The organism is Vagococcus luciliae, from assembly GCF_024637875.1.
Lineage (GTDB): Bacteria > Bacillota > Bacilli > Lactobacillales > Vagococcaceae > Vagococcus > Vagococcus luciliae.
Map to the genome: position 1 here is coordinate 1047725 of NZ_CP102451.1, position 12572 is coordinate 1060296.

A 12572-nucleotide genomic window follows, 5' to 3' on the forward strand; every position below is an offset into this window, starting at 1 on the left:
GTAAGTGTCCATGTATGGCAATGTTTTGTATCATAGAGATATCAAGTAAACAAGAAATAAGGAGAACGCAGATGAAAATTTTAGAAGTGAATAATGTCAAAAAAACATATCATACACGTTTAGGGGGAGCGAAAGTTGAGGCGTTAAAGCAAATCAATTTTTCAGTGGAAGCTGGCGAATATGTTGCCATAATGGGAGAATCAGGTTCAGGAAAAAGCACACTGTTGAATTTATTAGCAACATTAGACAAACCAACTTCAGGTGATATTTTACTAAATGGTAAAAACATGAATGACATTAAAGAAAAAGAAGCAGCTGCTTTTAGGCGAGAACACTTGGGATTTGTATTCCAACAGTTTAATTTACTGGACACTTTTTCGGTTCAGGACAATATTTTATTACCATTAGTTTTAGCTAAAACACCCCTTAAAGAGATGATGTATAGATTAGATAAACTAGCACCACAACTTGGGTTGAATAAATTGTTGGAAAAATATCCTTATGAATTATCTGGTGGACAACAACAACGTGTAGCTGCAGCAAGAGCATTGATTACACAACCGGATATTTTACTTGCAGATGAGCCGACAGGAGCACTTGACTCGAAAACTTCTACTCAACTTTTATCATTGTTTCAAGAAGTAAACAAACAAGGACAAACAATCGTTATGGTGACACATAGTGTGGTAGCAGCAAGTCATGCGAATAGAGTATTGTTTATCAAAGATGGTCAAGTATATAATCAAATATACCGTGGCTCACAAAACAATGATGATTTTTTAAATCAGATCTCTGAAACGATGACGGTTTTGTTAACAGGGGAGGCGTAAGATGTTTTATTTAAAATTAGCCTTAACAAATTTAAAGAAAAATAAGCGAGCATATGCACCATTTATCTTATCGATGATTTTTTTGGTCAACGTCAATGTAATTATGCAAATTTTATTAAAAAATGATGGAATGAATTCTTTACCAGGAGCAGATTCAGCAAAATCATTGTTTGGATTTGGTTCAATCGTCATCTTAATCTTTACAACTATTTTTTCATTGTACACCAATAGTTTTTTGCTCAAACAAAGAAAAAAAGAACTAGGGTTATACAATATATTAGGGATGGGAAAACGTGAACTTGGCAAGATTTTATTTATCGAGACTATGTTGGTGTCTTTGTTTTCAATAGTAGTTGGATTATTTACGGGGATTATTTTTTCAAAATTATCGTTTCTAATTTTGAAAAAAATGACAGGATTTGGTGAAGGATTTACTTATAATTTAACGATGACGAGCTTAGGTTATGTAGTAGTATTTTTTATCGGTATCTTTTTATTACTTTATGTGATTAATATGATTCAGTTAAAACTAGTCAATCCTTTAGAATTATTAAAAGGCACTCAAACAGGAGAAAAAGAACCAAAAGTAAAATGGTTAACAGGTATATCAGGGATTGTCTGTATTGGTGCTGGGTACTATATGTCAGTTACGATTGAGTCCCCTTTAAAAGCAATCAGTCTATTTTTTATTGCGATTTTACTCGTGATTTTTGGAACGTATGCCTTATTTATGGCAAGTAGCATCATGATTTTAAAGGGGTTAAAACGGCGTAAAAAATATTATTATCAACCAACACATTTTATTGCGATTTCAAACATGATGTATCGAATGAAGCAAAATGCGGTTGGGTTAGCAAGTATCAGTATTTTAAGTACGATGGTACTAGTAACACTTAGCACAACAGGTAGTCTATTTTTTGGAATGGATAATGTCATAAAAAATCGTAATCCATATGATATGAGTCTGATTGTGCCACAAGACAAAGTAAAAGAAGTGGAATCATTATTTAAGTCAGAGGCTAAGAAATATGATGTTACATTAAAAGAAGTTGATCATGCAGATTTATCTGATGGATTAATGGTAATAAAAGACAATAATGATTATCAGTTATTATCTAAAGAAGCTAAAAATCTAAACGACTTTAGCAAATCAGAGTCTTTAAACTTTATGACACAAGATGAGTACAATCGTTTGGAAAAAACGAATTTAAAACTATCAGACAATGAGATTGCTTTTTATAGTATGAATGGTAAATTTGATGGAAAGTCAGCGTCGTTTGGTAACAAAGAATTTAAGGTTAAACAAATTATTGATAACATTACATTTATTCCAAGAGTAAGTGGTATTTCAAATATGTTGTTTGTTGTTGTGGCAAATCAAAAAGTGATGGAAGACACAATAAAGGCTTTGGCACCAAATGACTATACAAATTATTTGGAAATCAGTCCGACAGTATACGCTAATTTTACTGGGGAAAGTGATAAACAGTTAGCTTATGCTAAAGAGATGAAAAGCAAATTGAAAGAGATGGGACTAACTGACAGTTTCTCTGCAGCTGCGATTGACAGAGAAGAATTACAAGCATTCACAGGTGGTTTCTTATTTTTAGGTATGATTTTAGGACTTAGTTTCACTTTAGCCACAGGGTTAATCATCTACTACAAACAAATATCAGAAGGTATGCAGGATGAACATCGCTATGATATTATGCAAAAGGTTGGCATGAGTCATCAAGAAGTGAAACAAAGTATTAGAGGACAAATCATTATGGTATTCTTTTTCCCGATTATCCTCGCGACACTTCACTTAGCTTTTGCGTTTCCTTTGATGAGTAATTTACTGATGTTATTTGGATTGAGTGATAAAGTGTTATTTATGATAATTTGTATCATTATGGTAGTAATCTTTTTGATGATTTACCTTGTGATGTATGCTCAAACATCTAAAGTCTATTATCGATTAGTTGAGAGAAAAGTAGTATAAGAAAAAACAGCGACGCAGAATCAAACTGTGTCGCTGTTTTTATTTATCATGTTTATCTATTTGTTTTTGTAATTTTTCTATTTTTTTCTTCTTTTGTTCAATTGATTTTTTTTGTTGCGTTTCTTTTATTTGTTTTATTCCTTCTCCTGTTTTACTTAGTATTGCAGAGGAGGTATCAACAGTTTTATTAATAGCTGTTGATGATATTTTTTTGGTTTTCTTTAATACTTTCCCGGCTGTAATAGGAATGATCCTTGACTTACAGTAGCTACATCTTTTTTGATTTGGGTTTATTTCACGACCACATTCTTTACAAGTAATCATGTTATATGTTCCTTTCTTAATTAATGAGTTTGTTCTAAAACAAGTGTTTCATTCATGGAAAGAAAATCATTTGTTTGACTTACGCTTTCCAAAACATCAGTCACAGCATGACTGAAAGGATTTGTTGCTTCTTTGAAGTACCCATCCACAGCTAGCTGGACATCTTTAGTTAATACAGTGTCCATTTCTTTATTGTACATATCAAGCGCATGGCTTAGGGCATAATGTTCTTCAAGTTCAGTATAACACTGAATCTGAATTTTAAAGCACTCATTGAATAAATATAAGTTTTGAAGTGACTGATTTGCTAAATCAATTGTTGATTTATCTTTAAAACGCGTTTTAGTATTGATTAATTTATCGACTTTATCTGTGAGTTGTTTATATAGCATGTGTTTTGTGTTTGTGACATCACTTAATATAGCGAGTAAGAATTCTTGTTTAAGTTTTTTATCTGAGAAAAGTAAAGCTTGTTCTAACTTCTCCTTTGCAGCAAAAGCTCTTGCATATCGATCGTTTTCAAAGTTTTGCAAAATATCACTAATTCCTTGATTAAGCTCCTCAATTCCTTTTTCAATTTTTTGAAGTTTAACAAATAGTCCGGCAGCTAACATAGCAGGTCCTAACATAGGGGTAGCAAGTTCAGCTTTTATTGGTAGTTGTTTTACCATTTTTTTTGTTTTAGGATCTCTCACAATGGCTAAAGCATCACCATCAGCTTTTTGTAGAAATTCAAGTGAGCCATCTGTAAGTTTTTTACCAATATCGGTAGAAATGTCTACAACATATTTTGTATCTGTTTGTAGACTTTCAACTAAACCAGGAATCATTAAAGAGATTTCTGCTAAATAATTCAATCCTTGTTTGCCTTTTGAAGGAGATGTCTTTTTGAAAAGAGGGCTTTTATTAATATTTAAATCTTTCGTAATTGTGTCTACTTCTTTTATTTCCATCGAATCACCTCAATTAAATAATTTACATATATTTTATCACTTATGTTAGATTTAATATATAATAAACAAAAAAATAAAGTAATTTAACTAAAAAACATTGACGGATGTTTTTTCTTGGAGTATATTTAGTGAGTAATCAAATTAATACAATTTAACTAAATTACTTTAGGGAGAGGTGAAGAAATGAAATTAGAAAATGTTTTAACAATTAAGTTAGGTTTAAACTTATCTCGTCAAAAAGATAAAGAAGATATCCCTATATATGCTAATAAAGATATGTTGGACGATTTAGAACAATTAGACATTAATCCGCCAGAAAAAGAGATTATTCCATTTGATGATGGGACACATACTGTTAGAACAGGTGATATTGTTTATAATTTTATTAATACAGTATGTGGCATTGTCAGTCCCAAACACGATGGAAAAACAATTAATCAAAATTTTGCTAAGATCATTATAGATGACGAAAAAATAGATGCGAAATTTTTATGCTATTTATTAAATGAATCATCCGAAATTGAGCGACAAAAATTTATATCTTTTCAAGGGACAATAATAAAAAAACTATCGCCTAGTATGATACAGGCTTTTGATGTCACGCTACCACCACTGGAAGCACAAAAAAAGATTGGACAATTATATTTTGATTCATTAAAACGGCGAGCTTTAAATAAAAGAGAGCAAGAGTTAGAAACTATTATAATAAAAAATGTATTAGATAACATGATGAAAGTTAAAAGGTGAATATAAATGGGAAAAGAATTAAATAGTAAATTATACGGAGCAGCAGATAACTTAAGAAGTAAAATGGATGCATCAGAATATAAAAACTATTTGTTAGGACTAATTTTTTATAAATACTTATCAGACAAATTATTATTAGAAGTTGTTGAACAAGCAGGAGAATCTATAGAGGACTATCCAACACAAACAGAACAAACAGAACTTTATAAGTCATTATTAGAGGATGAAGATACAAGAGATGATTTGATTGAAACATTGGAAGATATTTTGAATTATGTCATTGCACCAGAGTATTTATTTAATGTGTTAACGGCTCAAGCCAAAGCAAATACCTTTCAGTTAAATGATTTGAAAAAAGCATTTGCTAACTTGTCTAATACATATGATCAATTTATTGGTTTATTTGATGATGTGGATTTGTCTTCGAGAAAATTAGGAAATGATGAACAACAACAAAATATCACCATCACGGAAGTCTTAAAAAAATTGGATGACATTGATGTGCTTGGTCATGAGGGTGATGTGATTGGGGATGCGTATGAGTTTCTGATTGGGCAATTCGCCTCAGAAGCTGGTAAAAAAGCCGGGGAATTTTACACACCAGCTGAAGTATCAGTGATGATGGCTCGTATAGCTGCAATAGGACAAGAAGATAAAAAATTATTCAGTGTATATGACCCAACAATGGGATCTGGCTCGTTGATGTTGCATATTCGTGATTATATCAATCATCCAGATAATGTGAAATACCACGGACAAGAGTTAAATACGACTACTTTTAATTTAGCAAAAATGAATCTTATCTTACATGGTGTGGATAAAGAAGATATGAATCTTAGAAACGGTGATACTTTAAATAAAGATTGGCCTACTAATGAGCCTTACACATTTGATTCAGTTGTGATGAATCCTCCATACTCAGCAAAATGGTCAGCCGATGCAACTTTTTTAGATGATGCACGTTTTAATCGTTATGGAAAATTAGCTCCAAAATCAAAAGCCGATTTTGCCTTTTTATTACATGGTTTTTATCATTTAAAAGATACAGGAACAATGGCGATTGTGTTACCTCATGGTGTGTTATTTAGAGGAGCAGCAGAAGGTGTGATACGTAAAAAATTATTAGAAGACGGTAGTATTGATGCTGTGATTGGTATGCCGGCTAATCTATTCTTTGGGACCTCTATTCCAACGACTGTTATCATCTTGAAGAAAAATAAAACGACCAGGGATGTATTGTTTATTGATGCCAGTCGAGAGTTTGAAAAAGGAAAAAATCAAAATAAACTATCTAATGAAAACATCGATAAAATAGTCGAAACATATAAAGAGAGAAAAAATATCGATAAATACTCTCATGTAGCGACATTTGATGAAATCAAAGAAAATGACTATAACTTAAATATCCCTCGCTATGTTGACACATTTGAAGAAGAAGAGCCAGTCGATATGGAAAAAGTTGGACAAGAATTAAAAGAAATACGAGAAGAAAAGAAAAAACTTAACAGTGAACTTGAAAGCATGATACGCTCACTAACATATAGCAAGGAAGATGAAGCGTGGATAAAAGGGGCATTAGAGGTGTTTAGTGATGATAAATAAACAAGTACCTAGTATTCGTTTTAGTGGATTTACTGACGCTTGGGAACAGCGTAAAGTTGGAGATATTTTTGATGTAACTAGAGGTAAAGTATTATCCTCAGATAAAATTAGCGAAAAATGTAATATAGAAATGAAATATCCTGTATATTCTTCGCAGACTAAAAATAATGGATTGATGGGTTATTTTAATGAGTATTTATTTGATACAGCGATAACATGGACTACAGATGGAGCAAATGCAGGTACTGTAAATTTCAGAGAAGGCAAATTTTATAGTACAAATGTAAATGGAGTTCTATTATCTGATAAAGGGTTTGCAAATAATACAATTGCAGAGATATTGAATTTGGAGGCATGGAAACATGTATCTAAAGTTGGAAATCCTAAACTAATGAATAATATTATGAGTGAAATAAAGATACATATTCCCAAATGTATGCAAGAACAAACTCATATCGGCAACTTCTTCAAACAACTTGATGACACTATCGCACTTCATCAGCGTGAGCTAGATTTACTCAAAGAACAGAAAAAAGGATTTTTACAAAAAATGTTCCCTAAAAAAGATGAAACTGTACCTGAAATTCGATTTGAAGGATTTACTGACGCTTGGGAACAGCGTAAGTTAGAAGATGGTGTTACCAAAGTTGGTGATGGACTTCATGGAACCCCTAAGTATTTTGATAATGGAGGTATTTATTTTCTAAATGGTAATAACATTATAGATGGTAAAATAAAAATTACTCATGAAACTAAACAAGTCACAAAAGAAGAACAATCAGTTAATGATAAGTTGCTGAATAATAAAACTATTTTAATGTCTATAAATGGAACAATTGGTAATTTAGCATTTTATAACAATGAGCCTGTTATGCTAGGGAAAAGTGTAGCTTACATTATTGTATCTACATATGATAAATACTTTTTATATTATGTTCTACAAACAAATAACACTCTAAAATTTTTTTTAAATCATCTGACAGGCACTACAATTAAAAATTTAGGATTAAAGACAATTAGAGAAACTCCAATAAAATCACCTAAAAATGTTGAAGAACAAACCAAAATTGGTAACTTCTTCAAACAATTAGATGATACTATCGCACTTCATCAGCGTGAGTTGGAAGAGTTAAAAGAAATGAAAAAAGGATTTTTACAAAAAATGTTTGTATAAAAAGCGTCGATAGGTGTTTATCGCCTATCGACAACTTATCAAAATTGTTGGTTAAAAAGGAGTGAAAAAATGGATTATGGATTAAATGAATTAGAGGTTGAAGATAGACTGATTTCAGTTCTTGGTGAGGGACATAACCAGTGGAATTATCGTCCTGATTTAAAAACGGAACAAGATTTATGGGATAATCTACGTCAGAAAATCAGTCAAAATAATGTCGCAGAATTACAAGATGTTCCACTGACAGATGATGAGTTTGATCGTATTAAGGTTGAGCTACTAAATAAAACACGTACACCTTTTGATGCGGCAAAATGGCTGAAAGGTGAAAATGGGATAGCACGTATTTCGATTGAGCGTGATGATGATTTAGGGAGTGCCTCTTTGATTTTATTTACCAAAGATTATACTGGTGGGTTATCAAGTTATGAGGTGGTTCATCAGATAGCGACTCAACCAAGTGAAGACGGTGGACGAAATCGCCGTTTTGATGTGACACTGCTAATCAACGGGCTACCGATTGTACAGATTGAACTAAAACAAGTTGCAGCAAAAGACGGTATATTTCAAGCATTTAATCAAATAAAAAAATACGCAGAAGAAGGATTATTTCGTAATAACATTTTTTCAACGTTGCAATTATTTGTCGTATCTAATGAAACGACAACACGATATTTTGCGAATGCATTACCAAAAGATTTACATCATAAATTCATGTTTAGTTGGCGAACAAAAGACAATCAAAAAGTGGATAATATCTATGAGTTTAGTAAGCAAATGTTAAATATCCCTGATGCTCATCGACTGATTGCTGATTATATGATTGTGAGTGAAGATCAAGATAGTAAAGTGTTGATGGTATTACACCCATATCAGATACATGCGTTTGAAGCAGCTTTTAAAGCAGCAGTTAAACATCAATCTGGTTATATTTGGCACGCGACTGGTAGTGGGAAAACAATTACCAGTTTTGTCACGACAAAGTTATTAGCAAAAAAATCCGGGATAGATCGGACGATTATGTTAGTAGACAGGACAGATTTAGACAATCAGACAACCACAGAATTTACTAAATTTGCTTCTGAATACAATACTGGGATATCAAGTGGTGAAGCCAAAAGTAATGCTTTAATAGTTGGAACAGATAGTGCACGTGACTTAAGTGATGAGCTACTATCGGGAGAAAACAGCAATACAATTATCATTACCACAAGACAGAAATTAGAAGCAGCACTAAGATATGCTGAGAAACAAGAACAAAAAAAAGGAAGCAATAAATTTCAAAAACTCAAATCTCAACATATTGTATTTGTTGTAGACGAGTGTCATAGAGCGATTAGTGCTGAGGGAATGGAAAATATAAAAGAGTTCTTTCCAAATTCAACGTGGTTTGGTTTTACGGGGACCCCGATATTTGACGTTAATAAAAAACAAGCCAAAGGGCAACTTGCAAGAACAACTGATGATCAATATGGCGATTGTTTACATACTTATACCATCAAAAATGCCTTAGAAGATAAATCAGTATTAGGATTTCAAGTGGAGCATAGTGATACCATTGATCAAGATAGTCTACACTCTCATATTTTTTCTCAATTAAGACAAAAAGATGAATCAGGTAAGTTTGATGATGAGACATTATCAAAGAGGATTGATGAGATGGATGGTTTGAAAAAAGAAACATATATTAAACCATCTACCTATGAAACAGATGAGCATATAGATGAAGTGATTAAAAAGATTTTTAAACCAAATGATGCTTATACAAAATTCGATTTTCGAAATGGGCGTCCTCAAAAGTCAGCTATTTTAACCACCAGCTCAATTGAGATGGCAAAACGTTTTTATCATAAAATCAAAGAGCTAACTGCTGATAAAGATTGGATGACAGAACTTTTTGGCGAAAAAGGTTTAAGACAAGGTCGAACAATGGCTGATCCTGATTTTCCACGCATTGCAATTACGTATTCGGTTGATGAAAATGATGTGGACTCTCACGACAATCAAAAAGAAATGTCAGAAATTATTTCTGATTACAACGAATATTATGGCACGTCTTGGAGTATAGCAGATATTAAACGATACAATGGAGATATCAATAACCGTTTAGCTCGTAAAAAAGGTGAGTTTAAAGAATTTGGTAATCACTTAGATTTAGTGATAGTTGTTGATAGATTATTAACAGGATTTGATGCACCTACTATCCAAACACTGTATGTTGATCGAACACTAAGTTACGCTAATTTGATTCAAGCTTTTTCTAGAACGAATAGAACGTTTCCAGAAAAAACAAAAGGAATGATAGTGACGTTTCGTTATCCACATACAATGGAGAAGAATGTAGAGGAGGCCACAAAACTCTATTCTCATGAACAAGAAAAGACAGATTTAATCTATCCGACTTATGATGAATCTAAAGCAAAGTTTAATGAGTCATATAAAGAACTAGAGGAAATACTGTTTGATTATCCTGAGGGGATCGACGAAAAATCAGAAGTTGAAGCTAAAATAACCTATGTGAAAAGTTATCAAGCGTTTAACAATGCCTTTGAGTCCTTAGTAACATATGACGAATATAATGATGAATTAACGAATGACGGCATTAAATATGATCCGACATTACAAGAAAAAGTTAGTTTATTGGAAGAACAGTTGGGACATTATGAAACAATCAAAGGCTCTCTTATAGATGAAACAACGCCACCAATGTTACTAACAGATGTTGAATTTTTTAGCGATTATGGTTCGAAATTGTATGATATTGATACAGCATATATTAATAAACTATTAGGAACGTATGCGCCACATCGTACAGATATTCGTGAAGAGTTTGAAGAAGCCCTTTCTAAAATGAATAAATCAGATGTTGTCAAAGAAATTTATTATCAAATGTTAAATGATGTGGATAGCGGTAAAATTTCTCCGGATGAAGATTTATTTAGCGTGAAGCGGGAATACTTTACGAAAGAACGTAATCATTTAATTGAAGAATTTTCTAATGAATGGTGTGTATCATCAAATGAATTGAAAACATCAGCTATGCAATATGAGATTGGTATGAAAGAGATACCTAACATTAAAAAGGTAAATAAAAGTAGAGATTTGGATACTTACAGGTTGAAATATCCTGAAGTAAAACCATTAAAATATAATGGCATGTTAAAAAATGCTTGGCTTGAGTTACTTGATACAAGAGTTATTCCATTAACAGAAGAGTTGAGATAGAGAAATAAAGGTGTACACAAATGAAGAAATTTATTTGTGTGAAAATAAATGGTAACGGTTTAAAAAGGGGTTGTAGGTGTTGGGAAGTAGTATTATGTTTATTGGAAATGCCCATCCGGTGTATTTACCGTATTGGCAAAATAAGAGAAAAGTAAAATACATTGACAAAGAAGAGTTTTATCAAGATTTATTGACCTATTGTCAAACGGACATAAACTCAAAATCTAGTGTAATTATAAATAAATTAGAAAATAAATATAAGACAAAAAGGCTGAAAGATGAAACCATTAAACGTATTCACATGTCTTATCGTGACATATTATCCGGTCGAAAAATAAATAAGCGTTCTATTAAGTTGATATTAAATAATGAACTTGTGGCAAGTTTGGAGAAGCATGATGTGGATGCCCGTGTCATCAAAAGTATTTGCCAATATCAATTATTAAGAACATATAAACCGAAGAATAAAAATAATACTCGTGAAAAACATATTAACCAAAATACTCGGAAAAAGGAAGAAATAAGTAATCAGTTTTATTTTGATTTGAGTTTATTTGGGAAAGAACAAATAGAATTATTAAAACTAGATACTGATACACGGATACTTCATTTTAATAAGCGGGTGAAACGTTTTGTTCAAACATATCCTAATGAGTTATCTGAAAAGAGTATACGGAATATTTTAAGAGCTTATCGATTAAATTTAAGGAAAGTAAATGATCAACATGAACCATTGCTATTTATAGAAATGCTTGAAAAAGAGTTGATATATTGCGGTGTAAATAAAAAGGTACGTACACTTATTTTAAATGTTGAGCAGGAACTCTATAAAAGAAAAGAACAGGCAAGTAAAAAGAAACATAGTGAGGTAAGTAAACCTAAGAGAGAGATAAAAAATAAACATAAAGTTATTAATAAAAAAATTAGTAAAAAGCCAGCCATGACAAAAGAGTACTATACAAGAGTGACTGATATGGTAAGAGATGAAGCTGAAAAAGCCATAGATGATACTCATATTTTAAATCATAGTTGGATAATTAAAGACTTAACACGTGATTATAACACTAGTAGTTTAGAAAAAAATATGGTATTCCTAGTAGTAGCGTATCAATATTATGTATATGAATTAGAAAAAGATTTAACTAATAATATGGAAGAAAAGCTACTTATTTTACAAACTAATTTAATGGATTGTGGGGTAGAGGAAACTTTTTATAAAGGAATACTTGATGCAGAGAGAAGTCATTTAGAGAAAAAAGAAAATGAACTGCTTAAACAACATTGTAAACAAATAAATGAAACGAGAAAGTTTACATATAATGTTGTAGAAAGTGACATCTCACAGCAAGTTAGTGTAGATGATAACTTGTTAGAAAAGTACTATAAAGATTTAAGTAGGTTACTAATCAAGGCATATTGTTATGAAAAACAAGATATTATTAAAGCGTTAAAACGAAAATACAAGCAAGATATTTTAGATGAGAGTGAACTAATATTATTGATTGATACTTATAAGTATATGACAGAACCACTTAGCAATATACAAGATGATAGCAAGAGGCTTCAAATAATAACCCCTCATTTGAAACAATGCTTACAATTAGTTGGGTTAAAAGAAGATGTTATTAAAAGAGTTATGGAAAATAAGTATAATTTTTAAGTCATAGCCTATTACAACATATATTACTTTCAACGTTAGTTTTAACTTAAGTAGATGACTAACGTTGAAAGAA

9 protein-coding genes are annotated in these 12572 nt (G+C 31.6%); 7 read left to right on the forward strand and 2 right to left on the reverse strand.

The features are described 5' to 3' along the window. Nucleotides 1–71: 71 nt before the first annotated feature. A complete protein-coding gene (locus tag G314FT_RS05250) occupies nucleotides 72–830 on the forward strand; it encodes an ABC transporter ATP-binding protein (protein WP_257702436.1) in 759 nt (252 codons plus the stop codon). Between the two features lies 1 nt (nucleotide 831). Next, nucleotides 832–2814 carry an FtsX-like permease family protein gene (locus G314FT_RS05255; RefSeq protein WP_257702437.1) on the forward strand — a complete coding sequence of 661 codons (1983 nt, stop codon included), beginning with the start codon at nucleotides 832–834 and terminating at the stop codon, nucleotides 2812–2814. A 39-nt stretch (nucleotides 2815–2853) separates the two neighbouring features. On the opposite strand, the gene G314FT_RS05260 is transcribed toward G314FT_RS05255, so the two are convergent. Further along, the gene (locus G314FT_RS05260) at nucleotides 2854–3138 is read right to left on the reverse strand and encodes a hypothetical protein (protein WP_257702438.1); all 285 of its coding nucleotides are present in this window, start codon (nucleotides 3136–3138) and stop codon (nucleotides 2854–2856) included. Between the two features lie 20 nt (nucleotides 3139–3158). After that, nucleotides 3159–4091: a hypothetical protein gene (locus G314FT_RS05265; RefSeq protein ID WP_257702440.1), complete on the reverse strand. Its 933-nt coding sequence runs from the start codon at nucleotides 4089–4091 to the stop codon at nucleotides 3159–3161. A gap of 183 nt (nucleotides 4092–4274) precedes the next feature. On the opposite strand from G314FT_RS05265, the gene G314FT_RS05270 reads away from it, so the two are divergent. From G314FT_RS05270 to G314FT_RS05290, 5 genes are all read left to right on the forward strand, one after another. Next, nucleotides 4275–4838, forward strand: coding sequence for a restriction endonuclease subunit S (locus G314FT_RS05270; protein ID WP_257702441.1), 564 nt, complete (start codon nucleotides 4275–4277; stop codon nucleotides 4836–4838). Between the two features lie 6 nt (nucleotides 4839–4844). After that, on the forward strand, nucleotides 4845–6440 hold the full coding sequence (locus G314FT_RS05275) for a type I restriction-modification system subunit M (RefSeq protein WP_257702447.1): 1596 nt from the start codon (nucleotides 4845–4847) through the stop codon (nucleotides 6438–6440). Then, on the forward strand, nucleotides 6430–7614 hold the full coding sequence (locus G314FT_RS05280) for a restriction endonuclease subunit S (protein WP_257702448.1): 1185 nt from the start codon (nucleotides 6430–6432) through the stop codon (nucleotides 7612–7614). Before G314FT_RS05275 ends, G314FT_RS05280 begins: the two co-directional genes overlap by 11 nt. A gap of 69 nt (nucleotides 7615–7683) precedes the next feature. Beyond that, nucleotides 7684–10839 (forward strand): type I restriction endonuclease subunit R, encoded by a 3156-nt coding sequence (locus G314FT_RS05285; RefSeq protein WP_257702449.1) that lies wholly within the window; start codon nucleotides 7684–7686, stop codon nucleotides 10837–10839. A 94-nt stretch (nucleotides 10840–10933) separates the two neighbouring features. After that, the gene (locus G314FT_RS05290) at nucleotides 10934–12499 is read left to right on the forward strand and encodes a hypothetical protein (RefSeq protein ID WP_257702451.1); all 1566 of its coding nucleotides are present in this window, start codon (nucleotides 10934–10936) and stop codon (nucleotides 12497–12499) included. Nucleotides 12500–12572: the final 73 nt, after the last annotated feature.

What these genes read in the sequence shown, in the direction of transcription:
- G314FT_RS05285 (WP_257702449.1), top strand. Translation starts at nt 7,684, where the DNA reads ATGGATTATGGATTAAATGAATTAGAGGTTGAAGATAGACTGATTTCA.
- G314FT_RS05260 (WP_257702438.1), bottom strand. Translation starts at nt 3,138, where the DNA reads ATGATTACTTGTAAAGAATGTGGTCGTGAAATAAACCCAAATCAAAAA.
- G314FT_RS05250 (WP_257702436.1), top strand. Translation starts at nt 72, where the DNA reads ATGAAAATTTTAGAAGTGAATAATGTCAAAAAAACATATCATACACGT.
- G314FT_RS05270 (WP_257702441.1), top strand. Translation starts at nt 4,275, where the DNA reads ATGAAATTAGAAAATGTTTTAACAATTAAGTTAGGTTTAAACTTATCT.
- G314FT_RS05275 (WP_257702447.1), top strand. Translation starts at nt 4,845, where the DNA reads ATGGGAAAAGAATTAAATAGTAAATTATACGGAGCAGCAGATAACTTA.
- G314FT_RS05290 (WP_257702451.1), top strand. Translation starts at nt 10,934, where the DNA reads ATGTTTATTGGAAATGCCCATCCGGTGTATTTACCGTATTGGCAAAAT.
- G314FT_RS05265 (WP_257702440.1), bottom strand. Translation starts at nt 4,091, where the DNA reads ATGGAAATAAAAGAAGTAGACACAATTACGAAAGATTTAAATATTAAT.
- G314FT_RS05280 (WP_257702448.1), top strand. Translation starts at nt 6,430, where the DNA reads ATGATAAATAAACAAGTACCTAGTATTCGTTTTAGTGGATTTACTGAC.
- G314FT_RS05255 (WP_257702437.1), top strand. Translation starts at nt 832, where the DNA reads ATGTTTTATTTAAAATTAGCCTTAACAAATTTAAAGAAAAATAAGCGA.